Genomic DNA, 24,176 nt, shown 5'->3' on the forward strand with positions numbered 1-24,176 from the left:
GTCCACCAGGGCCATTCCCGGCCTCCCGCCACCGTCGTCACGAGGACGAGGAGCAGGAAAGCCGATCAGGCCCGGACGTCAAGCATCAGGTGAGACCGGAACGTCAAGCATCAGCCGAGACCCGACACCGGACATGGAGCGTGCGGGGTTCACATTTTCTCTACCTGATCAAGGGCACCTCCGGCGCTGGCTGCGCGGGGCTGCGGCCTCCGGCCGGTCCCCGCGCAGCCGCCGGGCAGCCGACAGGACCACCCCAAAGGCCAAATGCACATCGAAATGCACGCCCGTGAGATTGGACCATGTACATTTGCGCGGGTGGACGCACAGGACCTCGCCATCATGGTCGCCGACCTCCGGGCGGAGGGCAGCGATGTGGCCGAGATCGAGGTCAAGCGAGCTTCGGGGGGCTACCCGCAGAACGTAGCCCCCACCCTGTCGGCATTCGGCAACACGCCCGGAGGAGGTCTGCTCGTCTTCGGTCTCGATGAGCAGGGGGCGTTCGAGGCTGTTGGTGTCTACGACGTGGCGGAGTGCAAGCAGGCCGTCGCGGCTGCGGCGCGCAATGCAGTAGAGCCGCCACTTACACTATCCGTCGAATCTTTCGAGTTCGAGCGGGTGCAGATTGTAGTTGCGACGGTCAACGAATTGCCGGCGTCTGGCAAGCCTTGCAAAGTGAAGGCGTCCGGCCGTGCATATCTCCGATCATATGATGGCGACTATGCTTTATCAGATCTGGAGGTGCAGGCATTCATTGCGAATCGCGCAGCGCCAAGATTCGATCAGGACGCAGTTGTGGCCGCGACGATAGCGGATCTGGATCCTGACCTAGTTGACATTTATGTTCGAACAGCAAAGGAAGCATCGCCAGCCCTGCAGCGATTCGATCCTGTCGATGTCTTGTTTCGCACAGGAGCGTTAGTTGGTGCGGACAAGGCCCCTAGCGTGGCAGGCATCCTCTCCCTGGGTTTGTATCCGCAGCAATTCTTTCCAAATCTTGTAATCCAGGCTAGTGCGGATCCGCTGCCCGGCGATGCTCCGGGGACGCGTGTTGCGGATGCCCGGCGCTTCGACGGTCCAATCCCAATCATGCTTGACGAGGCAGTGCGATGGGTTGCGCGCAACTCCAGGACGCGCATCAGGTTCTCGGAGGATGGCAGCGGTCGAGACGAGCCCGAATATCCGCTGGTGGCGGTGCGCGAGCTGCTGTCGAACGCATTGATGCACCGCGACCTGGGCCCATACGCTCTAGGCGAGGCGATCACGCTGCGGATGACCGGGGAGCAGATGATTATATCGAACCCCGGCGGATTGTACGGAATAACCGTCGAGCGGCTTGGTAAGACTGGTGTGACGTCAGCCAGGAACAGCTATCTCGTGCGAATCTGCCAGTATGTACGGTCCCTCAGTGGTAATAGAGTAGTTGAAGCTCTAGCGACAGGTATTCCTACGGTTCTCCGAACTCTAGCGGATGCTGGGATGGTAGCGCCGCGATTCCATGATCAGGGAATTAAGTTTAGCGTTAGAGTGCCGAACCACGCGCTCCTGTCTGCCGATGATCTGGAGTGGCTCGCGCGTGTGACGAAGGGTATATCGCTGAGTGACACTCAGAGGCATGCTTTGAGTCGCATGAGGCATGGCGAAGTGTTTACGAACAAGTCGCTTCGCGAGAACTTCCCGATGGATTCGCGAGATGCAACTAGGCTTCTTTCCGAACTGGTAGACGCAGAACTTGCTCAGGCGGAGGGCGAGCGTGGGGGACGCATCTACCTACTGAACCAGACGCTCACGGGTCAACTTTCGTTGCTCGGTGACGATGAAAGCACTCCCGATAGTGAGGCAGCCGTGCTGGATGCGCTGAAGGATGGCGCCCTTAGTCGGCGAGACATCCAAGATGAGACGGGCCTAACCAGAAGACAAGCCCAATACGCTCTTCAGTCACTGCGTGAGGCTGGGAAAGTGGAGATGAAGGGAGGGCGAGGACGCCGCGGAAGTGTCTACAGCCTGACCGATAGCTCGCGGGGTGCAAGTTTGCGGTAGCTGGGTAGGACAGGCGCGAGCCCTCGCCGGGCGGGCAGGTCTCCAGGACGGGGCCCGCGCCGTCCCGACGACCTCCCTGAGGGCTACCACGCGGCCACTCGCGGGCGGAACCTGCGTAGGTCGGCTGGCGGTTGCGTTGAGGGCCGCCCACGAGCGGCCGCGCGGTCGGGCTGCGCCAGGTCGACGGGACGGCGCTCCAGGGCGGGGGTGAGGGTGCAAGGACCACACCGGCGCCGTGGCATTAGACAGCAACCTGTGCTGCAACCCATCCCGTTCAGTCTGTCCGCCGAAGGACGCCGATGAACGCCCGAGCAGCCAGGCAGCGACGGGACCAGGGCGCCAGCGCACCTTGAAAGCGAGAGTCCCGAAAGGGTCCGGGGGTTCGAATCCCTCCGCTTCCGCCAGTTCGACTCGCCGTGGACGGTCCGCCCGACGGCTCGAGTACCCACCCCTGGTTCACCGCGTGCGATGCGGTCCGCGCTGGTCTCCGTGGCGTCCCCGGAGCTCGCCGGCGGGGCCGGCGGCCGATCGGTGGACACGGCTGTCGTCCGCCGGGTGGTTCGGTCGGCCGGCGATGGGGAGGGCCAGGACACGCGACTGTTCTCTCACCCCGAGAGGCCGCCGGCCAGGCGGACTCCGGACGACACAGGGAGAAGTCATGACGAACCAGGCCCCGCCCAGCCCCGCCCGCCGCAGTTGGCTCCGCCGCACCGCACTCGTCGCGCTCGGGGTCGCCGTGGCCGGCGTGCTGGGGGCGACCGCGGCGCAGGCGAGCCCGTCCGCGTCGGAGACACCGTCCACGATCGAGGTCGACACGGCGTGGCGGAAGCTCGCGCCGTTGGCCAGTGAGGTGATCCCCGCGGCCACGTGTCCGGCGGATCATCCCTATCTGATCAAGGAGAAGTACGCCCCCGACTTCGTGACGCTCCCGGCGGGGGTGGAGGCGATCATCGGTGGCTGGTTCCCGGGGCGGCTGGCTCCGGTCGGCGTCTCGATCACCGGCTGGAACCTGGTGCCGAACCCGACCAACCCGAACAACAGCCTGATCATCGGCACCAAGGACGGCCCGTTGGACTCCAGCGCGACCAACTGGACGCTCGGCACGGGCGAGTACAAGCTGCGCCTGCACTGCACGAACGACATCGCCCAGGCGGCGACCCACTGAGTCGGGCTCGTACACCGCGTCGGCACGAGTCTCGGCGACCTCGTCAGGGGTCGCCGAGATTTCTGCGTGCGCAGGTCGCGGTCGGGCACGCCCGGGCCCCCGGTGCTACGCGGCGCGGTTGCGGGCGATCGCGGCGCGGACGAGGGCGGCGAGCCCGGCTTCGTCGAGGGTGTCGCCCTCGTACAGCTCGTAGGAGCGGCGCTGTTTCCCGCCGAGCTCCCCGTTGAACAGGCCGGTGGGGTCGTCGAGCGAGGCGCCGTACACGAAGCCCAGCTTGACCTTGGCCTTGAAGATGTCGCCGACGATCAGGGGGCCGTCGAGGTCCCAGCAGGGCGAGCCCATGTACTTCCAGGCCTCGACGACGCCGGGGTCGACCTCGACGATGACCGTGCGGGCGGCGGCGAGGACGGAGCCGCGCCAGTCGGGGTGGTCGGCGATGAGCGCGTCGATCCGGGCGGCGGCGTCCACGGCGGTCATGCCTTCGTGGAGTGGGTCGCGGCGTGCCAGCGGAATCCGTCGGGATCGGTGAGGTCGCCGACGTCGCCGCCGATGACGATGCGGTGGGAGCCGGTGCCGTCGGCGGGGACGCCGGCGTCCTTTGCGAGGGCCTTGCGGCCGTAGAGCCCGAGCGTGATCGGGCTGTCGTCCATCCGGAACTCGACGTACTTGCGACCGAAGCTCTTGCCGACGGTCAGGCCGTTGTCGACGTAGAACCGGCGGGTGGCGGCGACGTCGTCGCAGCCGAGGAGGACGACGACGGAGTCGATGTCGCGGGTGGCGGGGCCGGTGTCCTTCTTCGACGACGAGGCGATCTTGACGATCGTGCCGTCGGGTGCCTGGACGACGCCACCGAAGCCCCAGAACGACCTGGTCGCGGGCTTGAGGACGGTGGCCCCGGCGGCGGTCGCGGCGTCGACGAGTGCCAGTGCGGTGGCGGGTCCGGCGACGACGAGGGAGACGGTGACGCCGCGGAACCCGGTGGAGGGCTCGTCGGTGTGTGCGACGTCGACGAGGTGGGCGAGGCCGAGCGTGGACCAGAAGGCCCGGGAGCGGGCGACGTCGGCGGTCTGGACGGTGAGGGAGGCGATGCGTGTCATGGGGAGGACGCTAGGAGCGGGGCCGCTCCCGCTGCTTCTCGATTCCTGACGGATGGTCGGGCAGCCGGATCGTGAAGGCCGGGGGCGCGCCGTCGGGGGTCTCCTCGCGGAGCATGATCTCGGTGCTGCGCTGGTCGAGCTCGTGGTGCTTGGTGGCGTAGAAGAGTGCGGTGACCTGGTCGAGACCGGAGGCGAGGGTGACGCGGGTGGTCCGGTGGCGCCGCCACGGCAGCCGGCTGCGGCCGTCGACCTCGTGACCGACGTGGTCGGCGACGACGAGGCCCATGAGCAGCAGGATGACGCCGGCGACGGCGAGTGCCCAGATCTGGCCCATGCGGGAGGAGTGTAGGGGCTACCGTTCGGACTATGGCCGATGCGCTGATCGTCACGGCGGTGCTCGACGACGCGGCCCAGGAGCGGTTCGATGCGTTGCGGCGCAAGCATTTCCCACCCGAGCGCAACCACCTGGCCGCGCACGTGACGTTGTTCCACGCCTTGCCGGGGGAGCATCGGCGCGAGGTGGAGGACGACTTGGGGGTGGTCGCCGAGCGGGTGGGGGCCGAGGTTCCGGTGCGGGTGTCGGGTCTGCGGTTCATGGGGCACGGGGTGGCGTTCGTGCTGCGGTCGCCGGTGTTGACCCGGGCGCGGTCGGGTCTGGCGCAGCGGTGGGAGCCGTGGCTGTCGGCGCAGGACCGCGCGAAGGGCGCGGACCTGCACGTGACCGTCCAGAACAAGGTGGAGCCGGAGCGGGCGCGGGCGCTGCACGACGCGTTGCGGGGGGAGTTCACGCCGTCGGACGTGTCGGCGACGGGGCTGGCGCTGTGGCGCTACCTGGACGGGCCGTGGGAGGAGCTGGCCCGGGTGCCGTTCGGGAAGGCGGAGGTCAGCGGTCCCACAGCGGGTGCGGGTCCCGCCCGGCCGACATCAGGAAGCGGTCGCGCCAGGACACGTCGGCGGGCACGGGGGTGAGTGCCGGGCCGAAGAGGCCGACCTCGCGCCAGTGGTCCGCCCGCGGCTCGGTGAGCTCCCACAGGCTTCGGGAGAACGCCTCGGTGAGGGGGCAGACGGACCCGCTGAACACGGCGACCTCGTGCGCGGTGACGGCCCGCAGGACGGTCTGGCGCAGCAGGTAGTCGGCGACGGTGACGTCGCCGTGCCGGGAGTGGACGATCGCGGCGGGGTCGGTGGCTTTCGACGCGGCGGCCACAGACTCCTGGGCGAGCCGCGCGAGCACGGCCTCGCGGTCGTTGTCGCCGCCGGCGAAGGGGTCCTCGGTGCCGGGTTCGCCGCCCGCGAGCAGGTCGGGGACGGTGGCGTCGTCGCGTGCGTGGTCGCGGATCACGGACGCGACGGTGACGGGTGTGCCGTCGGGGAGGCCGAAGGGCGGCGGCACCGTGGTGGTCCGGTGCTCTCGGCCGACCCGGCCAAGTACCCACACCGCGACCTGTTCCGCCGTCACGAAGAGTTCAGCCTCGCGCATCATGCGACCTCCTCGTCGACGCCGGCGTCCCCGGTGATCAGAGGGTTCACCCTGCACGACGGCGGGTCCTCATGGTGTCTCAAATTGGTCCGCTCAGCCGATCGGGCTGCGCACCGCCGGGCCCGAAACCGGTTGAGCGCGGCGCGCGAGGTCGGGCACCGTGTCGGGCGACCCCGAGCAGAGAGCGAGCGGCGATGACCGTGCCCCGGCAGAGCCTGTTCTGCGATCTCGCGCTGGCGCACCGCATCGAGGCGGCCGAGGCCGGTCTCGTCGCGGCCGGTGCGGAGGCGGCCGGCGCGCGCGGCGACGGGTTCGTGATCCCCGTGGCGGGTGGGGTCGCGGCGTTCGCCGACGTCGGGTCGCCGTTGAACAAGGTCGCCGGTCTGGGTTTCGCGGGCACGCCCACGCCGGCGGAGCTGGACCGCATCGAGGACGAGTTCGCGCGCCGGGGCGCGCCCGTGCAGGTCGAGCTGGCCCACCTCGCCGACCCGGACATCGGTGCGGCGCTCACCGCGCGCGGCTACCGGCTGGTGGGCTTCGAGAACGTCCTCGGGCGTGCCCTGGCGGATCTCCCGCTGCCGGTCGCGCCCGGCGGGGTCGACGTGCGCAGGAGCGGTGACGAGGAGTTCGACCTGTGGGTCGACGTCCTCAGCGAGGGGATCGCCACGCCCGACGTGAAGGGCGTCGTGTCGCACGAGTCGTTCCCGCGTGAGGTGCTCGCGGCCGCGATGCGGGACATGGCGGCGTCGGGTGCGGCGCGCTACCTGGCCTGGGTCGGGGGGACGGCCGCCGGTGGGGCGAGCGTGCGGGTCGTCGACGGCGTCGCGCAGATGACGGGGGCGGCGACGATCCCGGCGCAGCGCCGGCGCGGTGTGCAGGCGGCGTTGCTCGCGGCCCGGCTGGCCGACGTCGTCGCCGCGGGCTGCGACGTCGCCGTCGTCACGACGCAGGGCGGCTCGACGTCGCAGAACAACGTGCAGCGCCAGCACTTCGACCTGCTGTACACGCGAGCGGTGCTGGTCAAGGGGTGAGCGGTCCCAGCGGGCCGCTGTCCTGCAACGTTGTGGGGCAGCAGCGAGGGGCTCCCCTCCGGTCTCGCCGCCACCGTGTGGATCAACGACGTGGCGGGACCGGGGAAACGGCGCATTCGCTCGAATGAGTGCACGCCGCACGGGTGGTCCGGCGTGTCGGCGAATTCACCCGCGCCGCCGCGGGGAATTCACCCGGGTATTCGTCGATGTGAACTGAATTCCGGTCAGGCCGCGTCGGTGAGGAATTCGGTGGCGGCGGCGACGAGATGCGCGGGGTCGTCCACACCGCAGAGTTCGCGTGCGGAGTGCATCGACAGCACGGGGATGCCGACATCGACGGTCCGGATGCCGAGCCGCGTCGCGATGATCGGGCCGACGGTCGACCCGCACGGCACGGTGTTCCTGCCGACGAAGAACTGCGATCCGACGCCCGCGGTGCGGCAGGCGCGCTGCCACGCGGCGGCGCCGGGGGCGTCGGTGGCGTAGCGCTGGTTGGCGTTGACCTTCAGCGACGGGCCCTGGTTGGGCAGGGCGCGGTGGCCGGGGTCGTGCAGGTGCAGGTAGTTGGGGTGGGCGGCGTGGGTGACGTCGCACGACAGCGCCCGGGACGCGGCGAACACGCGGGAGCGGGCGTCGAATCCGCCGGCGAGGTGGGTGAGCAGCGTCTCCAGCAGGGGCCCGGCGGCGCCGGTGGCGGTGGCGCTGCCGATCTCCTCGTGGTCGAACCCGACGAAGACGGGTGTCGTCGACGGGTCGCGCTCGGCCGCGGCGACGAGCGCGGTGATGCCGGCGTGCACCGACGACAGGTTGTCGAGCCGGGGCGCGGCCAGGAGCTCGCCGTGTTCGCCGAGGCGGGCGGGCGGGGTGAGGTCGTGGACGACGAGGTCGTGGGCGGCGATCTCCCCGGCGTCGACGTCGGCGACGCCGGCGAGGAACCGCATGAGGTCACCCTCGTCGGGGGAGCCGAGGCCCCAGATCGGCAGCAGGTTCTGCTGCGGGTCGAGCGTGAGGCCCTGGTTGACCGACCGGTCGAGGTGGATCGCCAGCTGGGGGACGCGCAGCAGCGGCCGCGCCACGTTGACCAGCACCGACGTGCCGTCGTAGCGGGAGAGCCGGCCGGCCAGGCCCAGGTCGCGGTCGAGCCACGAGTTCCACAGCGCACCGCCGTAGACCTCGACGGCGACCTGCCGCCAGCCGCCCGCGCCGGTGTCGGGCAGCGGCTTGACCTTGAGCGTGGGGGAGTCGGTGTGGGCGGCGAAGATCCGCAACGGGGACACGTCCGCGCGCTGCCACCAGGCCAGCAGCGTCCCGTCCCGCACCAGGTAGCGCCCCCCGGGAGTGGTGTCCCATTCGGCGGTCTCCGCCTGCTCGGTGAACCCGGCGGCGGTCAGCCGGGCCACGGCCTCGGCCACCGCGTGGTACGGGGTCGGGCTCGCGGAGATGAAGTCGGCGAGGTCCAGCGCGAGGTCGGCCACGTCATGCATCCTGCCCTCGTGTCTGGTGAACGGTTCGACGTGGTCGTCGTCGGGGGCGGCAGCGCGGGTTGTGTGCTGGCCGCGCGGTTGGCGGAGGAGCCGTCGCGACGGGTGCTGCTGCTGGAGGCCGGACCGGGGACCGGGTTCCCCGACGTGTCGTCCCTGGCCGCGACGGTCCCCGGCCATCCGCTGAACTGGGGCTACGAGGCCGAACTGGCGCGCGGCGTGCACGCCGTGCTGCCCCGCGGGCGGGTCCTGGGCGGGTCGAGCGCGATCAACGGCGCCTACTTCGTCCGCGCGACCCGGGCCGACCTCGACGGCTGGGGTGTGCCGGGCCTGTCTTACGCCGAGGCACTGCCGTTCTACGTGCGCAGCGAGCACGACCTCGACTTCTCGTCCCCGGAGCACGGCGACGCCGGCCCGGTCCCGGTGCGCCGGCCCGCCGGGGCCCTGACGGCCCCGACCACGGAGCCGTTCCTCGCCGCAGCGGCCGCGTTGGGTTTCCCTCCGGAGGAGGACAAGAACGCGGGCGGCCCACCCGGCGCGGGTCTCGTCCCGTCCAACGCCGTCGACGGCGTCCGGATCAGCGCCGCCGACGCCTACCTGCGCGCGCAGCACGCCGAGATGCGCACCAGCGCGGTGCTCCGGCCGGCCGACGACGCTCATGTGCATCTCGGGGGTGGGCTGACCGTCCGCACCGACACACCGGTGACCGGCATCGAGCTGGACCGCTTGCGCGCCGTCGGCGTGCGGACCGCGTCCGGCCCGATCGAGGCCGGCGAGGTCGTCCTCGCCGCCGGCGCCCTCGCGACGCCGCGGCTGCTGATGCGGGCCGGCATCGGGCCCGGCGACGCCCTGCGGGAGGCCGGCATCCGTGTCCGCCACGACCTGCCGGTCGGCATCGGGTTCTCCGACCACCCGGCCGTCTTCCTGCCCTTCCGGCCCCACGAGACCGCGGAGCCGCACCCGCACGCCGTCACCGCGCAGGTCGCGCTGCACGTCGACTCCGGAGCCGACCCCGCGGGCGACCTGGAGCTGCTGCTGTTCACACGGCCGTTCACCCCCGGCGGGCCGCTGCACCTGATGTGCGCGCTGCAGCGCCCCGAACGCAGCGGGCTGCTCACCCCGTCGACGACACAGCACCGCTACCTGCGCACCGAAGCCGACCGCCGCCGGCTGCGCGCCGCCGTCCGGATCGCCGCGGACCTGCTCCGCGCCGGCCTCGGCACCCGCGTCGAACCGGAGGGCTGGGTCCTGGGCAACGACACCCGGCTCGACGGCTGGATCCGCGACCACCTGACCTCGTCGTCGCACCTGTCCGGAACCGCCGCGATCGGCCCGGTGTGCGACCCCGAGCTGCGGGTCCGCGGCACCCAGGGGCTGCGCGTCGTCGACACCTCGGTGTTCCCCGCCGTCCCTCGAAGGGGGCCCGCCGCCAGCGCGATCATGCTGGGGGAGCGTGCCGCGACGCTACGTTGGGACGGGTGAGCGACAACCCGTTCCTGCGCGAGAGCGACCTGCCCTACCAGCTGCCCGACTACCAGCGCATCGCCGACGCGCACTACGCCCCCGCGTTCGACGCCGGCATGGCCGAGCAACGCGCCGAAATCGAGGCCATCGTCACGAACCCGGAGCAGGCCACGTTCGACAACACCGTCGCGGCGCTGGAGCGGTCGGGGCGCATCCTCGACCGGGTGTCGACGGTGTTCTTCAGCCGGGCGAGCGCCCACACCAACGCGACCATCGAGGCGCTGCAGGCCGAGATCGCGCCGAAGCTGGCCGCACACCGCGACGCGATCGCGCTGGACCCCCGGCTGGTCGCCCGGCTGCGCGACCTGCACGACCGTCGTGACTCGCTGGGCCTGGACCCGGAGGAGCGGCGGCTGCTGGAGAAGATCGTCGACGCGGCCGTCCGCGACGGGGCCGAGCTCGACGAGGCCGCCCAGAGCAGGCTGCGCGAGCTCAACGCCCGCATCTCCACGCTGTCGACGGCCTTCGGCAGCCACCTGCTCGCCGACACCAACGCCTCGGCCGTCCTCGTCGAGGACCCGGCACGCCTCGCCGGCCTGTCGCCCGGCGCGGTCTCGGCCGCGGCGGGGGCAGCCGCGGCGCGGGGGAAGGACGGGCACCTGCTGACGCTCGTGCTGCCGACGAACCAGCCCGCACTGGCGTCGCTGACCGACCGGTCGCTGCGCGAGGAGCTGTTCCGGGCCTCCACCCGGCGCGGCGCCTGCGGCGGCGAGCACGACACCCGCGCGATCCTCGCCGAGCTCGCCGCGCTGCGCGCCGAAAGGGCGCAGCTGTTGGGGTTCCGCGACCACGCCTCCTACGTCGCCGCCGACAGCACCGCAGGCTCCGTCGACGCCGTCCGCGGGCTGCTCGCCGAGCTCGTCCCGCCCGCCGTCGCCAACGCCCGGGCCGAAGCCGCGGAGCTGCAGGAGGCCGCGGGTGGCGAGCCGCTGCAGCCGTGGGACTGGTCGTTCCACGCCGAACGTGTCCGCAAGGAGCGCTTCGCCGTCGACACCGCCGCCCTGCGCCCCTACCTGGAGCTCGACCGCGTCCTGCGCGACGGCGTCTTCCGCGCCGCCGGCGCCCTCTACGGGCTGCGCTTCGTCGAACGCGACGACCTCACGATGTACCACGACGACGTCCGCGTGTGGGAGGTCTTCGACGGCCCGGACGCCGCCGCGGCCCCCCTCGGGCTCTACGGCGCCGACTTCTACGCCCGCGACTCCAAGCGCGGCGGCGCGTGGATGAACGCCCTGGTGTCGCAGTCGCGGCTGCTGGGGCAGCGGCCCGTCGTCATGAACACCCTCAACCTCGCCAAGCCCGCCGACGGCGAGCCCACGCTCATGACCTTCGACGAGGTCACGACGCTGTTCCACGAGTTCGGGCACGCCCTGCACGGGCTGCTCTCCGACGTCACCCACCCACGGTTCTCCGGCACCAGCGTGCCGCGCGACTTCGTCGAGTTCCCGTCGCAGGTCAACGAGATGTGGTCGCTGTGGCCGGAGATCCTCGCCGGGTACGCCCGCCACCACGAGACGGGTGAGCCGATGCCGGCCGCGCTCGTCGAGAAGCTGGTCGCGGGCCGGGCCTGGGGCGAGGGCTTCGCGACGACCGAGTACCTCGCCGCGGCCGTCCTCGACCAGGCGTGGCACACCCTCACCGACGACGTCCCCACCGCCGAGGAGGTCGAGGACTTCGAGGCACGTGCCCTGGCCGAGGCCGGCATCGCCCTGGCGACCGTCCCGCCCCGGTACCGCAGCACCTACTTCAACCACGTCTTCGCGGGTGGCTACAGCGCCGGCTACTACTCCTACATCTGGTCGGAGGTCCTCGACGCCGACACGGTGGAGTGGTTCACCGAGAACGGCGGCCTGCGCCGCGAGAACGGCGACGCGTTCCGCGCGGCGCTGCTGTCGCGCGGCGGCGCCGTCGAACCGATGGAGGCCTACCGCGCCTTCCGGGGACGGGACCCCGAGATCGCGCCGCTGCTGGCCCGCCGGGGGCTCTGAAACGGGCCGAGCCCGGCCGGGACGCGCACCACGCCCGGTACCGGTGGGAGGCGGCGGGCGGGGACGGGGTCGTGTCCGCCCGTCCCCGCCCGAGGCGACCGCCTCGTCGGCGACCGTCCGATGGGGAGCTTCGGAGGGGCGCCGACCCTGCGGTGGATGCCGGATCGGACGAGTCCCCGGGACCCGCTTGGGGCGCCGGACCCGGGGACGTCGATCCGTACGGACGTCTCGCGGCCGAGGATGGGAGCCGTTGGCCGCGGTCGGTCCTCGCGACCGGCCGGTTGGGGAGCGTGCCGGTCGCCTGCGCGGTCTTTCCGTCGCATGGACCGAGAACCTATGAAGCCGCGCCGCGTCGAGGAACGATCCTGAGAGTCGAGGTTGCGCACGCGCGCCGACAGGTCCGTCGGACGCGCCGGAGAGCCGTCTTAACCGCACATCCTCCGTATCCCTTGCTCCGATCGGAGCAAGAGGTGTCTCAGGGGTGACCGCTGGTCAGGTCAGGACGACCGCTCGGCTCGTTAGCCGATCGTTACCTGCTGCTGACGGGAGAGGGTCGTCGTCGATGCTCCCTGTTGCTCCCCCAGAGGGCGCGTCAGCGTACGTCCCGAGCCAGCGGTCGTCCGATCGGACACCGCCGACGTCGGACACCGTTCTGCTGGCGCTGCCCGCGACCGCGGCCACCGCGTCGGTCCTGCGCAGCCTGCGCGCCGACGGGCTCGACGTCGCGCCTGCCCACGACGGCATCGGCGTGCTCGACGTCGCGCGCGCCGACGTGCCCGCCCTCGTGGTCCTCGACGTCGAGCTCCCGGGCCCCGACGTCTCGACCGTCGTCGGCGCCCTGCAGGCCGAGGTCTCGTCCGCGCCCATCGTGGGGGTCACCCCCCGCGAGCGGCGGTCCTCCCTGCTCGGGCTGCTGCGCGCCGACCGCGACGACTACGTCCTGCGGCCCTTCGCCGTCGACGAGCTCGTCGCACGCATCCGGCTGCGGCTGCGGCAGGGCGGGCTGATCGAGGAGAAGGTCGTGCGCGTCGGTGACCTCGCCGTCGACCCCGACCTCGGCGAGGTCCAGGTCGACGGCCGCCCCGTCGCGCTGTCGCCGACGGAGTTCTCGCTCCTCATGGCGCTCGTGTCCGAGGCGGGGGAGACCGTCTCGCACGACCGGATCGCGCAACGCGTGTGGACGGAACCCGCATCGGCGAATCTCGTGCAGGTCTACATCTCCTACCTGAGGCGCAAGATCGGGGCCGAAAGAATTCGCACGGTGCGCGGCGCGGGATACGTGCTCGAGGGCTGATCACCCGTTCGGGTCGGGTGGGTCCTGCTCGTTCGGCGCAGAGTGGTCCGGGCGCGGTCCCCGGAAAACACCGACGGGCCATCCGGCGCTACATGTTCAGGGCGAACGGTGGGTGTCGGCAGGCCGATCGGACGGATCCAGGGGCCCTGGATGTCGGCATTCGAACGGACAGATAACACTTCGGTGTTGTTCGCGGTGTCCGGCGAGCAATAAATCGCACGGGGTGTCAGTCTCGGTTCCACGAGAAATTGCGCGGCCGTCATGGCGGCGCCTCGACGACGGATCGGGGGATCACATGCTCGGTAGCATCATCGGCGCAATCATCATCGGTATCGTCCTCGGAGTTCTGGCCCGGCTCATCCTGCCGGGCAAGCAGAACATCCCCGTGTGGCTGACGATCGTGGTCGGCATCATCGCGGCCTACATCGGCACGTGGATCGCGCGCGCCTTCGGTGTCGCCGACACCAACGGTATCGACTGGATCGAGCACATCGTCCAGCTGATCGTCGCGATCATCGGCATCGGGATCGTCGCGGGTATCTACGCGCGCCGCGGCGTCCGGAGCTGACGGTCGGCGGCTGACGACGAGCGGCGCGCCTGAACGCCGCTTCGCTGAACAGAACGACCCGGGGACCTCGGTCCCCGGGTCGTTCGTCTGTGCTCCTCAGTTCCCGGCGAAGGCGGCCGCCGCCGCCAGCAGCAGGTCGTTCTCCTGCGGGCTGCTCACCGTCACCCGCACCCCGTCCGTCGCGAACGGCCGCACGATCAGCTTGTGGTCCATGTGGTGCGCCGCGAACGCCGCCGTGCGGTCACCCAGTGCCAGCCACACGAAGTTCGACTGCGTCGGCGGCACCGTGTAGCCCATGCCCAGCAGCGCGTCCCGCACCCGCTCCCGCTCCGACACGACCTCGGGAACCGACGCCAGCAGCTCGTCCTTCACCTCGAGCGCCGCCATCGCCCCGGCCTGCGCCACGACGCTCACCGCGAACGGCGACCCCACCTTGCGTAGCGCCGCCACCACCTCCGGCGCGCCGAACGCGTAGCCCACCCGCAGCCCCGCCAGCCGGTACGCCTTCGAGAACGTGCGCAGCACCACCAGGTTGGGGTACTCGTCGACCAGGTCGCGCCCGTCGACGGCGTCGTCGGCCGTCACGTACTCGTAGTACGCCTCGTCGAGCGCGACGATCACGTCCGGCCCCACCGCGGCCAGGAACCGCTCCAGCTCCGTGCGGGTGACGACGGTGCCCGTCGGGTTGTTCGGCGAGCACACCATGACCAGCCGCGTCGCCGGCCCCACCGCGGCCGCCATCGCGTCGAGATCGTGCCGGAAGTCGTCGGTCAACGGGATCGGCCGCGACGTCGCGCCACCCACCTGCGTCACGATCGGGTACGCCTCGAATGACCGCCACGCGTAGACGACCTCGTCGGCCGGCCCCACACAGGTGATGTTCACCAGCTGCTGGCACAAGCTCACCGAGCCGCACCCGACGGCGACCCGTTCCGGAGCCAGGTCCAGCTCCCGGGCGAGTCGCTCGGTCAACGTCGCCACCGCGAGATCCGGGTAGCGGTTGCCCCCGGCCGCGGCCTCCGCGACCGCGGCGAGTACCGAGGCGGGCGGCGGGAGGGGGACCTCGTTGCTGGCGAGCTTCACGGCCCCGGGGACGGCGCGGCCGGGCACGTAGGCCGGCAGCGCGTCGAGGTCCGCGCGGATCAACGTCATGGGAGTCACCGTAGACCGGCCCGGTGGGCTGTCGATCGACGTGACAGGCTTGCGCCCATGACCGAGATCCGGACGGAGACCGTCCCGCTCGTCGACGGCAGTCGGCTGCGGCTGACCGTTGCGGAGCCCGACGGCTCGGTGCGCGGCGGGATCGTCGTGCTCCACGAGGCACGCGGTGTCACCGACAGCGTCCGCTCCCTGGTCTCCGCGATCGCGGGGGACGGGTGGCTGGTCGTGGCGCCCCACCTGTACCACCGCGACGGCGCCGACGAGATCGACGCCGCGCACTCCGACGAGCACGTGCAGGAGCAGGTCGACAAGCTCGACCGCGAAGAGGTCATGGCCGATACCGACACCGCGTTCGGCTGGCTCGCCGAGCACGACATCCAGGCCGACCGGATGGGCGTCGTCGGCTTCGACCTCGGCGGATCCGTCGCCCTGCTCGTCGCGGCCAGACGCACCTTCGGCGCCGCGGTCACGGTCGGCGGCGGCGGGGTCACCACCCCCACCTCCGACGGCCTGCCCGAGCTGCTCGACGCCGCCGCCTCGCTGACCTGCCCGTGGCTCGGCATCTACGGCGGCCCACCCGAGGGCGGCGAGTACCCCGAGATCGGACAGCTGCGCGACGCCACCGACAGCGCCCGCGTCGCCACCGACCTCGTCACGTTCCCGCTGACGGGCCATCGCTTCGACGCCGACCCCGGAGCCGCCGCCGAAGCGTGGCAGCGCATGCTGAATTGGTTCGGGTCACACCTGCGCTGACTGGTTTCCCACCCGATCGCAGGGAAAACTCCCGGCATGGCAACCGGAGCCCCCGCCGTCGTGTGGTCCCCTGCGCCCGTAGCGGCCGAGTCGAGCGAGATCGCGCGCTTCGCCCGATTCCTGCGTGAGGAGCGCGGTGTCGACCTCCCCGACGACACCGACTACGCAGCCCTGCACGCCTGGTCGGTGGCCGACGTCGGGGCCTTCTGGGCCGCCGCCGCCGACTTCTTCGGCGTCCGGTTCCACGACACCCCCACCGCCCCCCTCGGATCCGACACCATGCCCGGTGCCGACTGGTTCCCCGGCGCCACGCTGAACTACGCCGAGCACGCCCTCACCGACGGCCCCGGCCGGGCCGACACCGACGAGGCCCTCGTGTTCGCGCGGGAGGACGGCGTCGAACGCGTCGTCACCCACGGCGAGCTGCGCGACCTCGTCGGCCGCTTCCGGGCAGGGCTCGTCCGGGCCGGCGTCGGCCGCGGCGACCGGGTCGTCGCGCTGGCGCCCAACAGCGTCGAGACCCTCGTCGCCTTCCTGGCCACCGCGAGCCTCGGCGCGATCTGGTCGTCGTGCTCCCCGGACTTCGGCGCCCGCGCCGTCCACGACCGGTTCGCCCAGATCGAGCCCGCCGTGCTCGTCGCCGTCGACGGCTACGTCTACAACGGACGCCGCTTCGACATCCGGCCCACCGTCACCGCGCTGCAGTCGCAGCTGCCGACCGTCCGCGAGACCGTCCTCGTCCCCTACCTCGACGAGGCCGCGACCCTGGACGGCACCACCGGCTGGGCCGACTTCACCGCCGCCGCCGCGCCGCTCGCGTTCGAGCCCGTCCCGTTCGGCCACCCCCTGTGGGTCCTCTACTCCTCCGGGACGACCGGGCTGCCCAAGGGCATCGTGCACGGCCACGGCGGCATCCTGCTCGAACACCTCAAGGCCCTGCGCCTGCAGTCCGACCTCCGGCCCGGCGACCGCTTCTTCTGGTTCACCACCACCGGGTGGATGATGTGGAACTACCTCATCGGCGGCCTGCTCGCCGGGATCACGATCGTCCTGTTCGACGGCAGCCCCGCCCACCCCGACCTCGGCGCCCTCTGGCGGCTCGCCGACCGTCACCGCGTCAAGTACTTCGGGACGTCCGCGCCGTTCATCCAGTCCTGCCTCAAGGCCGGCCTGCGCCCCCGCGACGAGTCCGACCTCTCCGCGCTGCGCACCGTCGGCTCGACGGGCGCCCCGCTCTCGCCCGAGGGCTTCGAATGGGTCGGGGACGCCGTCGGTGACGACTTGCAGATCGCGTCCGTCTCCGGCGGCACCGACCTGTGCGCCGCCTTCGTCGGAGGCGCCCCCACCGTCCCCGTGTGGCGGGGCGAGATCTCCTGCGCCGCACTGGGGGCCGCCGTCGTCGCGTACGACGAGAAGGGCCAGGAGCTGCTCGACGAGGTCGGCGAGCTCGTCGTGACCCGGCCCATGCCGTCCATGCCGGTCATGTTCTGGAACGACCCCGACGGCTCCCGCCTGCACGAGGCCTACTTCGAGGACTACCCGGGCGTCTGGCGCCACGGCGACTGGGTGCGGCTCACCCCCCGCGGCTCCTACGTCATCTACGGCCGCTCCGACTCCACCCTCAACCGCGGCGGCGTCCGCATGGGCACCGCCGACTTCTACGCCGTCGTCGAGGCCGTCGACGGCGTCGCCGACTCCCTCGTGATCGACACCACAGAGCTCGGAGCCCGCGACGAGGGCGCCCTGCTCTGCTTCCTCGTCCTCACCGACGGCACCTCGCTCGACGACGTCGAGGCGAGCCTGCGCAAGACGCTGCGCACCGAGCTCTCCCCCCGACACGTGCCCGACCGCTTCATCGTCATCGACGCCGTCCCGCGCACCCTGAACGGCAAGAAGTGCGAGGTCCCGGTCAAGAAGATCCTGGCAGGCGTCGCCCCCGACAAGGCCGTGAGCCGTGGCGCGCTGCAGAACCCCGACTCGCTCGCGCCGTTCCTGGAGATGGCCGCGACGGGATGATCGGAATCCGGTGATCGTCGTGGGGGTGGGGGGTGTGCGGAGCCGTGCGGGGGCATGTGTAGAGTTGTCCGTGCTGAGGCCGAGAGGCCCCGGGAGGCTTCGCCTAGTCTGGTCTATGGCGCCGCACTGCTAATGCGGTTTGGGGTCACCCCCCATCCCGGGTTCAAATCCCGGAGCCTCCGCGCAGGCGTGGTCCGACTCCTGGGTCGGCTACGGCTACAATTGAAGAGCACGCGCCCGTAGCTCAACGGATAGAGCATCTGACTACGGATCAGAAGGTTAGGGGTTCGAATCCCTTCGGGCGCACCACACGAAATCGGGCCCTGACCAGCAAGTATGGTCAGGGCCCAGTTCGTTTTAGGGCCGTCGAAGTAGATCATGATCCACGATGTGATCCACGGGAGTTGCTAACTTCCGATCTTGTGACCGCGATCGACGAGCCGCTGAAGCCGCGGCAACGGGGCAGCATCCGCCGGATGCGCGACAGACTTCAGGTGCGTGTGTCGGCCGGCGACGACCCAAGCACGGGCGAGCGCGTCATCCTCGTAGACAGCGTCCCGATCGAGCAGCCAGGCAACGTTCGTTCCGAGCGAGCGGCACAGAAGGAGGCCGAGAAACTCCGTACGCGCCTGCTGGCTGACGCCGACGACCTGAAGGTCGCGCGTACTCGCGCCACGGTCGGTTCGTTGCTGGACCGCTGGATGAACCAGCACGAGATCGACCCCACCACGCGCATGACGTACGAGGCACAGATCCGGCTCTACATCCGCCCGAAGGTCGGCGACGTGCCGCTCATCATCTTCGTTCGCGAGGCAGCCGAGCGCCTGGAGCCGTTTTACGCGCGCCTGCGGAAGTGCCGCGACCTCTGCAACGGCAAGCCTCTCATCCAGAAGCACGCCGCCGAGGGCAAACACGTCTGCTCTGTAGAGGGGTGCACACCGCACGTTTGTAAGCCGTACGCGGCGTCGAGCGTGCGCTCGATACACGCCATCCTGTCCGGAGCGTGCTCGGCCGCAGTGAGATGGGGATGGATCAGCTTCAACCCCATGTCGTCAGTCCGACCGCCCGCCAAGCCTCGACCCCAGCCCAAGCCTCCGACCAGTGCGCAGATGGCTCGGATCGTCGAGGCGGCCTGGGAGGCGTCTTCAGAATGGGGCCTGTACCTCTGGCTGTCAGCGATGTTGGGGGCCCGTCGCGGTGAGGTGGTGGCTCTGCAGTGGGAGGACCTGGACCTCGACACAGGCGTCATCCGGCTCGACGAGAACTACGTGCGTACCTCGGGCGGGATGCTTCTGAAGGACACAAAGAGCCACCAGATGCGTCGAGTGTCGATCGACGCGGCCACGATCGAGCTGCTGCGTGCCCATAGACGGGAAAGTGCGGCGCGGCTCGCGTTGCTCGGCATTGATCTGACGGATCGCACATGGGTCTTCTCGGCAGTAGCTGACATGAGCCGGCCTCGGGACCCAGCGTCGTTGACGAGGCGGTACGGCCGTCTGGTGGCGCGGCTCGGCATTGACACGACCTTGAAGGAGCTGCGGCACTACTCGGCAACTGAGCTGTTGACGGCAGGCGTTGACTTGCGCACGGTGGCTGGTCGGCTCGGCCATGGGGACGGAACTACGACGCTGAGGCACTACGCCGCGTGGGTCGGTTCTGCTGATCAGCAAGCCGCCCGCGTGATCGGCGACCGCACTCCGCTCAACGTCGCGAATCTGCGTATCTCCTAGTGCGCCATGTTGCCTCCTGGCGGCAGGAGCCGATGGCTTGGCGTTGGAGGTCTCCACCAGCACCGTTTGTAGGTCAGTGCTGACACCACCCGGACCAGGAGGGCACCCTAGTGTTGGTGGGATTGACGCCACCCTGGCGGGCGCGCAAGCGGAGCTCGTAGTGCAGGCCAAGTGGCGGGAGCAGCCCAGTACGGACGCCCCCGAGCACGTCCGCGATCAGGCCGAACTGTGGGCGGGACAGGCACGCACCGAACTGGAGTGGGCGAAGACCCTGAGCAAACGACTGTCTGAGGGCGCCTACACCATGGCCGATGATCCGGGTTCGTGGCGACGGTCCCCGTCACCTCAATATGCGCGTCTAGTCAACCTTGACTAGACCCTTCCTCCTCGTCTACTCTGACCAAGTAGTCAAACTGGACTAGTCTCTACCAATTCGTTCGCAGCACCGTGAGAAGGAATCGAACCCATGGGAAAGCTCGCGATCGAGACGAGAGGATTGAGCGGAGGTGGGCGCCTGTCGGCGACGAAGCTCCTGGTACTCGGTATCGTGCACCTCTCCGGCGGCGCGCATGGCTACCAGGTGCGGTCCGAACTGCAGAGCTGGGGTGCGGAGAGTTGGGCCAAGATCAAGCCCGGCTCGATTTATCACGCGCTGAAGAAGGCGGCGGCTGATGGCCTCCTCACCGAACACGCCGAGCTGGGCAACTCTGGGCCGGAGCGCGTTCTGTACCGCGCGACAGCTCGGGGACGTGACGAGATAGTCGAACTGGTCCGCGACGGTCTGCGGCGCACCCACGACCCGGCCATGCTCGACGCGTCCATCGCCATGTTGCCCATGCTGACCAGGGCAGATGCCATCGCGCACGTTAACGAGCGGGTTGCGCGCCTGGAAGCGGAGCTCGTAGGGCAAGCCAAGGGGTGGGAGAACCCGAACCCCGACATTCCCGAACACGTCCGCGATCAGGCCGAACTGTGGGCGGGTCACGCACGCATCGAACTGGAGTGGGCGAAGAGCCTGAGCAAACGACTGTCTGAGGGCGCCTACACCATGGCCGATGATCCGGGTTCGTGGCGAACGGTCCACGATCCCCTCAAGATGCGCTTCTAATCAACCTTGACTAGATGTCCATCCTCCTGCACTCTTACCAAGTAGTCAAACTTGATTAGCTCAGCCAGTCGGTCCGCAACATCGAGAGAAGGACTCGAGCAGAGCCCTTGGCTGCCGCTCGCCCTTCTCATCGTGGCGGCCGTGATCGCAAGGGCGCGGTGGTCGCGCACCGAGGCCGTCGTCGGCACGCTGCTCAGGCGCTAAGACAACCTCTCGAACGGGGATGTGAGATGAACGAGATGGCCTTTCGCGTGACATCAAACGATGGCACCACCATCGCCTACGACCGGAAGGGAAGCGGCCCGGCTGTCGTCCTGGTAGGCGGCGCACAGGACGACGGAGCCGAGAACGCTCCCCTGGTACCTGCTCTCGCCGAGCACTTCACGGTTTACAACTATGCCCGTCGGGGACGCGGCGCGAGCGGCTTCACCGAGCCCTACGCCGTGGAGCGGGAGATCGAGGACCTGGATGCGTTGATCGCGGAGGCTGGTGGCTCGGCACACCTGTTCGGGGCGTCCTCTGGTGGCGCGTTGGCGCTGGAGGCCGCCGCGGCCGGGTCAGTCATCGACACGATCGCCGTGTGGGAGGTGCCCTACGCGGTCGGGGACGACATACGCCCGCGATTCGAGGAGTACGTCGCGGACACCCGACGCGCCTTCGACGCTGGGCGAGACGAGGAGGTTCTCGAACTGTTCATGCGCATGACCGGCGCCTCCGATGACAACATCGCGGCCAGGAAAGCGGCAGGCAAGCAGACGGCGCATTGGGCGGATTCGGTCGCCCTCGCGCCCACGCTGGTCCACGACAGCCTCTTCCTCAACCGCTACCAGTTGCCGGCCGATCGACTGGCAACGGTCACCCAACCGGTCCTGGTCACCACCGGAGGACCGATCACGGTCCCCTACATGGCAGGCCTGCCCTCGGACTTCTTCGACCGCGCGGCCGACGAGCTCGCAGACCTACTGCCCCACGCTCAACGGGAGAACCTCGAGGGGCCAGATCACGTCGTCGACCCACAGACCGTTGGCCCGCTGTTGCTACGGTTCTTCAGCAGCGAACGCTGAGGGGCCCGCGAGGTGCTGCGGGAAGACCGCTTAGGCACCGCGCAAGCAGATCTTCGTCGTGACACCCGTCGGGCGCGGAAGCGGTGTCGACGCAAACCAGCATCCGCGGCACCGACACGTGCCCGGCGGTGTCAGAACCCGCCAACAACGCGGTGTCGGACGAAACCTCCGCAGCCAATGGCTGTGGCGCTGCTGCTTGGACACGGCCTCTGTAGCGTCATCCATCATGCGTGCTGAGGATGAACTAGCAGCGGTTCCTGCGGGAGCGTCGGCTGTTGTGTCCGAGGCGCGAAGGGTCTCAAGAGCGCTGGTCGAGCCGCTGGGTCGGCGGTGGTCACATGTCAAAGCGGTCGCCGCGCGAGCTGCCGAGCTCATGGTGTCAGTGCCTGCAGCTCGGCAGGATCAGTTGATCGCGGCAGCCTGGCTGCACGACGTCGGCTACGCACCAGAGATTGGCCGCACCGGCTTCCACCCCCTCGATGGCGCCCGCTACCTGAACATCGAAGGTTGGCCTGACGCCATCGTGAATCTCGTCGCCCACCATTCGGGGGCTCGCTTCGAGGCGAAGCAGCGCGGTCTTGCGGACGAGCTGGCGGAGTTCCCGTTCCCCGACGGCCCCCTGCTCGACGCGCTCGCACTGGCGGACCTCACGACAGGGCCGGCGGGGGAGTTGCTGACCTACGACGAGCGGATTGCGGAGATCCTGCGCCGGTACCCCGAGGAAGACCCAGTGCACCAGGCCTGGCTCGAGGCAGAGCCCATTCTCCGCGAGTCGGTGCGGCGCGCCGAGGCCCGGCTCGAGGGTGGGTCAGCCTAGGTACGGCTCGCTGCGGGTCCCGTCAAGCGCGTGCTCGATCCGCATGCGCATGGACCGGTGGATGCTCAGCTCGGGTACGTCGGCGGGGTCGACCCACTCGGCGGCCTTTGTCTCAGTGCCGTCCTCGCGGGGCTTCTCGGACTCGTCGATCGGGACGGCGTGGAAGCAGAGTGAGAACTGTTGGCGGACTTCGCCGTCGTCGTACTTCATGACGTGGCGAGGGTCGGTGTAGGTGCCGACGAGCCCGGTGACCTGGACGTCGATGCCGGTCTCCTCACGTACCTCGCGCACTGCGGTGTCGGTGATGCTCTCGCCGGGGTCGTGGCCGCCGCCGGGGAGCGCCCAGTAGTCGTTGTCGATCTTGTGGATCAGCAGGATCTGCCCGGCACTGTTCCGGACGGCGACGGTCACCGAAGGAACGACGCTGTTTATGGCCGGCGCGGCCGGGTCGTCGAAGTAGTCGATGCGGGCCATGGGCCTACCTTCCGGCGGGTTCGGGGTCGGCGATCTCCCACACCCGCTCGAAGGAGCGCATGTAATGCTCCCAGAGTGAGCCGCCGTCGATGCGACGGATGTGGAGCATCGGGTTCTGGCCTGCGAGCGAGCCGAACGCATGGCCGTTAATGAGCGCTTGGTCGTCGAAGCGGTAGATGGAGTTGTAGAGGATGGTGCCGTGCGTGCGGACCTCTACGCTGGGCAGGCCTGCGACGTCCTGGAGGTAGCGCCGCATCATCTGGACTCGGCCCTCGAGCCCACCAGTAGTGCCTTCCTCTTCAGCTCGCTGGATGACAGCTTGAGAGGTGTGGTCTCCGACGAGAAATCGGAAGCGGACGCCCCCTGCGGCCTTGGCGCGCACGATCGGCAGCGCGTTGTGCTGCTCGACAAGGAACTGGCCCGAGAACACGAGTACGTCCATGGCCTCCCGTGTGCCTTGGACGAGGTCGGTCCAGAGTCCGAAGGGGACTGCCGAGCGGGATGGGTAGAGATGGACGAGCTCAGCGAGACCGTCGGCCGGCGTCGAGTGATGTCGCGTGTTACTCGGCCAGAGGTGGGTCTCATCGACTCGCAGGAGGGTTGCCACGCGCCGGCGGGTTGTGCGATGGGGGGTGCGGTCGTTGGCGTTGACCCAGCGCTCGACAGTCTTCGGGTCGACGTCCACCTCTGTAGCGATCTGCTCGATCGTCAGGCTGGCCGCGTGCATGGCGGCCTGGAGTCGGCTGTTCGGCACGGAACCATCATCCCCAGATCGGGACGTTCTGGGGACGTTTTCGATCAACTTTGATCGTCCGGGACGTTTGCAAACGGCCCTTGAAGTGCGGTGTTAGCGTCCAGTCGTCTGCGGTCAACTCATACCCATGAAACGCAGAGCAGTCCCCGACTGCGACTCACGAGCGTGGATGCCCCTGGCTCGTTGGGCCCGACGAACACGCTCGGTGCAGTCACTCGAACGCCTAGGCGCAGCGTCCGCGACGCCACACGACCCCGCGGAGCCGAGGAGTCAGGGCCTGTCGATGAGTGCGCGCTCGAGTACCTCGACTCGATGACGAAGGTCGCGGAGCTCGGCGTGGATCGACGCGAAATCGCCCGAGGTAGCCGTGGGTACGTGGAGCGTGCGCCCGCGGAGCACGGAGCCAAGTTGCTCCGCTGGCCAGCCCAAGGCGGTCGACAGGGAGACGAGTGTCCGGGGCTGCCGTCGTCGAGTATTCAGCACGTGGACCAGCTCGCGGACGGTCGTCAGTGACACTCCCGACTTGGACGCGAGCTCGGTCATCGTCATGCCGAGTTCGTCGAGGCGTGAGCGCAAGGCTTCGCCGACAGCAGTCCAGTCTTGATCCACGAGCCCTCCCAGGGATATTGCGCGC

General features: G+C 69.7%; 23 protein-coding genes and 2 tRNA genes. 16 read left to right on the forward strand and 9 right to left on the reverse strand.

All coding sequences use genetic code 11. From position 1 onward, the window contains the following. Window positions 1-315: 315 nt before the first annotated feature. Window positions 316-2,037, forward strand: a complete 1,722-nt coding sequence (locus tag AB7F12_RS29860; protein ID WP_428500155.1) for an ATP-binding protein — start codon at window positions 316-318, stop codon at window positions 2,035-2,037. Between the two features lie 658 nt (window positions 2,038-2,695). Beyond that, a complete protein-coding gene (locus tag AB7F12_RS29865; protein WP_428500154.1) occupies window positions 2,696-3,202 on the forward strand; it encodes a hypothetical protein in 507 nt (168 codons plus the stop codon). Window positions 3,203-3,307: 105 nt separating this feature from the next. Here AB7F12_RS29865 and AB7F12_RS29870 read toward each other — a convergent pair whose 3' ends face one another. From AB7F12_RS29870 to AB7F12_RS29880, 3 genes are read right to left on the reverse strand one after another with little or no spacing between them, the layout of a single operon-like run. After that, window positions 3,308-3,679 (reverse strand): DUF1801 domain-containing protein, encoded by a 372-nt coding sequence (locus tag AB7F12_RS29870; protein ID WP_428500153.1) that lies wholly within the window; start codon window positions 3,677-3,679, stop codon window positions 3,308-3,310. Beyond that, the gene (locus AB7F12_RS29875) at window positions 3,676-4,299 is read right to left on the reverse strand and encodes a glyoxalase (RefSeq protein ID WP_428500152.1); all 624 of its coding nucleotides are present in this window, start codon (window positions 4,297-4,299) and stop codon (window positions 3,676-3,678) included. The genes AB7F12_RS29870 and AB7F12_RS29875 overlap by 4 nt, the downstream gene beginning before the upstream one ends. Before the next feature lie 10 nt (window positions 4,300-4,309). Next, a complete protein-coding gene (locus AB7F12_RS29880) occupies window positions 4,310-4,633 on the reverse strand; it encodes a DUF6191 domain-containing protein (protein ID WP_428500151.1) in 324 nt (107 codons plus the stop codon). Between the two features lie 32 nt (window positions 4,634-4,665). Between AB7F12_RS29880 and AB7F12_RS29885 the strand changes: the two genes are divergently transcribed. Continuing rightward, window positions 4,666-5,268: a 2'-5' RNA ligase family protein gene (locus tag AB7F12_RS29885; protein ID WP_428500150.1), complete on the forward strand. Its 603-nt coding sequence runs from the start codon at window positions 4,666-4,668 to the stop codon at window positions 5,266-5,268. On the opposite strand, the gene AB7F12_RS29890 is transcribed toward AB7F12_RS29885, so the two are convergent. After that, window positions 5,183-5,782 carry a hypothetical protein gene (locus AB7F12_RS29890; protein ID WP_428500149.1) on the reverse strand — a complete coding sequence of 200 codons (600 nt, stop codon included), beginning with the start codon at window positions 5,780-5,782 and terminating at the stop codon, window positions 5,183-5,185. The genes AB7F12_RS29885 and AB7F12_RS29890 overlap by 86 nt on opposite strands. Before the next feature lie 191 nt (window positions 5,783-5,973). Here AB7F12_RS29890 and AB7F12_RS29895 point away from each other — a divergent pair, with 191 nt between their 5' ends. Then, window positions 5,974-6,810: a GNAT family N-acetyltransferase gene (locus AB7F12_RS29895; protein ID WP_428500148.1), complete on the forward strand. Its 837-nt coding sequence runs from the start codon at window positions 5,974-5,976 to the stop codon at window positions 6,808-6,810. A 224-nt stretch (window positions 6,811-7,034) separates the two neighbouring features. Here AB7F12_RS29895 and AB7F12_RS29900 read toward each other — a convergent pair whose 3' ends face one another. Beyond that, window positions 7,035-8,285, reverse strand: a complete 1,251-nt coding sequence (locus AB7F12_RS29900) for a M18 family aminopeptidase (RefSeq protein ID WP_428500147.1) — start codon at window positions 8,283-8,285, stop codon at window positions 7,035-7,037. Window positions 8,286-8,303: 18 nt separating this feature from the next. Here AB7F12_RS29900 and AB7F12_RS29905 point away from each other — a divergent pair, with 18 nt between their 5' ends. From AB7F12_RS29905 to AB7F12_RS29920, 4 genes are all read left to right on the forward strand, one after another. Then, window positions 8,304-9,773 (forward strand): FAD-dependent oxidoreductase, encoded by a 1,470-nt coding sequence (locus tag AB7F12_RS29905; protein WP_428517104.1) that lies wholly within the window; start codon window positions 8,304-8,306, stop codon window positions 9,771-9,773. Then, window positions 9,770-11,803 carry a M3 family metallopeptidase gene (locus tag AB7F12_RS29910; protein ID WP_428500145.1) on the forward strand — a complete coding sequence of 678 codons (2,034 nt, stop codon included), beginning with the start codon at window positions 9,770-9,772 and terminating at the stop codon, window positions 11,801-11,803. Before AB7F12_RS29905 ends, AB7F12_RS29910 begins: the two co-directional genes overlap by 4 nt. 562 nt (window positions 11,804-12,365) lie before the next feature. After that, window positions 12,366-13,097, forward strand: a complete 732-nt coding sequence (locus AB7F12_RS29915; RefSeq protein ID WP_428500144.1) for a response regulator transcription factor — start codon at window positions 12,366-12,368, stop codon at window positions 13,095-13,097. A 295-nt stretch (window positions 13,098-13,392) separates the two neighbouring features. Further along, complete coding sequence (locus AB7F12_RS29920; RefSeq protein WP_428500143.1) at window positions 13,393-13,665, forward strand: GlsB/YeaQ/YmgE family stress response membrane protein; 273 nt, start codon at window positions 13,393-13,395, stop codon at window positions 13,663-13,665. A gap of 96 nt (window positions 13,666-13,761) precedes the next feature. Here AB7F12_RS29920 and AB7F12_RS29925 read toward each other — a convergent pair whose 3' ends face one another. Next, window positions 13,762-14,817, reverse strand: coding sequence for a histidinol-phosphate transaminase (locus tag AB7F12_RS29925; protein WP_428500142.1), 1,056 nt, complete (start codon window positions 14,815-14,817; stop codon window positions 13,762-13,764). A 57-nt stretch (window positions 14,818-14,874) separates the two neighbouring features. On the opposite strand from AB7F12_RS29925, the gene AB7F12_RS29930 reads away from it, so the two are divergent. The 8 genes from AB7F12_RS29930 to AB7F12_RS29965 all read left to right on the forward strand — a co-directional run bounded on the left by AB7F12_RS29930 (window position 14,875) and on the right by AB7F12_RS29965 (window position 22,314). Then, window positions 14,875-15,579: a dienelactone hydrolase family protein gene (locus tag AB7F12_RS29930; RefSeq protein ID WP_428500141.1), complete on the forward strand. Its 705-nt coding sequence runs from the start codon at window positions 14,875-14,877 to the stop codon at window positions 15,577-15,579. A gap of 36 nt (window positions 15,580-15,615) precedes the next feature. Next, window positions 15,616-17,595 carry an acetoacetate--CoA ligase gene (locus tag AB7F12_RS29935; RefSeq protein WP_428500140.1) on the forward strand — a complete coding sequence of 660 codons (1,980 nt, stop codon included), beginning with the start codon at window positions 15,616-15,618 and terminating at the stop codon, window positions 17,593-17,595. 92 nt (window positions 17,596-17,687) lie between these two features. After that, window positions 17,688-17,777 (forward strand) — tRNA-Ser (locus tag AB7F12_RS29940). A 51-nt stretch (window positions 17,778-17,828) separates the two neighbouring features. Further along, window positions 17,829-17,904, forward strand: a tRNA-Arg gene (locus tag AB7F12_RS29945). A gap of 113 nt (window positions 17,905-18,017) precedes the next feature. Next, window positions 18,018-19,325, forward strand: a complete 1,308-nt coding sequence (locus tag AB7F12_RS29950) for a tyrosine-type recombinase/integrase (RefSeq protein ID WP_428500139.1) — start codon at window positions 18,018-18,020, stop codon at window positions 19,323-19,325. A 466-nt stretch (window positions 19,326-19,791) separates the two neighbouring features. Further along, window positions 19,792-20,433, forward strand: a complete 642-nt coding sequence (locus tag AB7F12_RS29955) for a PadR family transcriptional regulator (protein ID WP_428500138.1) — start codon at window positions 19,792-19,794, stop codon at window positions 20,431-20,433. 230 nt (window positions 20,434-20,663) lie between these two features. Beyond that, the gene (locus AB7F12_RS29960) at window positions 20,664-21,497 is read left to right on the forward strand and encodes an alpha/beta fold hydrolase (protein WP_428500137.1); all 834 of its coding nucleotides are present in this window, start codon (window positions 20,664-20,666) and stop codon (window positions 21,495-21,497) included. Between the two features lie 226 nt (window positions 21,498-21,723). Further along, window positions 21,724-22,314 carry an HD domain-containing protein gene (locus AB7F12_RS29965; protein ID WP_428500136.1) on the forward strand — a complete coding sequence of 197 codons (591 nt, stop codon included), beginning with the start codon at window positions 21,724-21,726 and terminating at the stop codon, window positions 22,312-22,314. Here AB7F12_RS29965 and AB7F12_RS29970 read toward each other — a convergent pair. The 3 genes from AB7F12_RS29970 to AB7F12_RS29980 form a co-directional block, all read right to left on the reverse strand. Next, entirely contained in the window at window positions 22,306-22,788 is a 483-nt protein-coding gene (locus AB7F12_RS29970; protein WP_428500135.1) for an NUDIX hydrolase, read from the reverse strand. The genes AB7F12_RS29965 and AB7F12_RS29970 overlap by 9 nt on opposite strands. Before the next feature lie 4 nt (window positions 22,789-22,792). After that, entirely contained in the window at window positions 22,793-23,542 is a 750-nt protein-coding gene (locus AB7F12_RS29975) for an XRE family transcriptional regulator (RefSeq protein WP_428500134.1), read from the reverse strand. A gap of 270 nt (window positions 23,543-23,812) precedes the next feature. Further along, complete coding sequence (locus AB7F12_RS29980) at window positions 23,813-24,151, reverse strand: helix-turn-helix domain-containing protein (RefSeq protein WP_428500133.1); 339 nt, start codon at window positions 24,149-24,151, stop codon at window positions 23,813-23,815. Window positions 24,152-24,176 lie beyond the last annotated feature (25 nt).

The organism is Pseudonocardia sp. (assembly GCF_050250275.1).
Taxonomy (GTDB): Bacteria; Actinomycetota; Actinomycetes; order Mycobacteriales; family Pseudonocardiaceae; genus Pseudonocardia.

Coding starts and splice junctions, on each gene's coding strand:
- AB7F12_RS29865 (WP_428500154.1), top strand. CDS start 2,696: ATGACGAACCAGGCCCCGCCCAGCCCCGCCCGCCGCAGTTGGCTCCGC.
- AB7F12_RS29870 (WP_428500153.1), bottom strand. CDS start 3,679: ATGACCGCCGTGGACGCCGCCGCCCGGATCGACGCGCTCATCGCCGAC.
- AB7F12_RS29875 (WP_428500152.1), bottom strand. CDS start 4,299: ATGACACGCATCGCCTCCCTCACCGTCCAGACCGCCGACGTCGCCCGC.
- AB7F12_RS29880 (WP_428500151.1), bottom strand. CDS start 4,633: ATGGGCCAGATCTGGGCACTCGCCGTCGCCGGCGTCATCCTGCTGCTC.
- AB7F12_RS29885 (WP_428500150.1), top strand. CDS start 4,666: ATGGCCGATGCGCTGATCGTCACGGCGGTGCTCGACGACGCGGCCCAG.
- AB7F12_RS29890 (WP_428500149.1), bottom strand. CDS start 5,782: ATGATGCGCGAGGCTGAACTCTTCGTGACGGCGGAACAGGTCGCGGTG.
- AB7F12_RS29895 (WP_428500148.1), top strand. CDS start 5,974: ATGACCGTGCCCCGGCAGAGCCTGTTCTGCGATCTCGCGCTGGCGCAC.
- AB7F12_RS29915 (WP_428500144.1), top strand. CDS start 12,366: ATGCTCCCTGTTGCTCCCCCAGAGGGCGCGTCAGCGTACGTCCCGAGC.
- AB7F12_RS29920 (WP_428500143.1), top strand. CDS start 13,393: ATGCTCGGTAGCATCATCGGCGCAATCATCATCGGTATCGTCCTCGGA.
- AB7F12_RS29925 (WP_428500142.1), bottom strand. CDS start 14,817: ATGACGTTGATCCGCGCGGACCTCGACGCGCTGCCGGCCTACGTGCCC.
- AB7F12_RS29930 (WP_428500141.1), top strand. CDS start 14,875: ATGACCGAGATCCGGACGGAGACCGTCCCGCTCGTCGACGGCAGTCGG.
- AB7F12_RS29935 (WP_428500140.1), top strand. CDS start 15,616: ATGGCAACCGGAGCCCCCGCCGTCGTGTGGTCCCCTGCGCCCGTAGCG.
- AB7F12_RS29955 (WP_428500138.1), top strand. CDS start 19,792: ATGGGAAAGCTCGCGATCGAGACGAGAGGATTGAGCGGAGGTGGGCGC.
- AB7F12_RS29960 (WP_428500137.1), top strand. CDS start 20,664: ATGAACGAGATGGCCTTTCGCGTGACATCAAACGATGGCACCACCATC.
- AB7F12_RS29965 (WP_428500136.1), top strand. CDS start 21,724: ATGCGTGCTGAGGATGAACTAGCAGCGGTTCCTGCGGGAGCGTCGGCT.
- AB7F12_RS29970 (WP_428500135.1), bottom strand. CDS start 22,788: ATGGCCCGCATCGACTACTTCGACGACCCGGCCGCGCCGGCCATAAAC.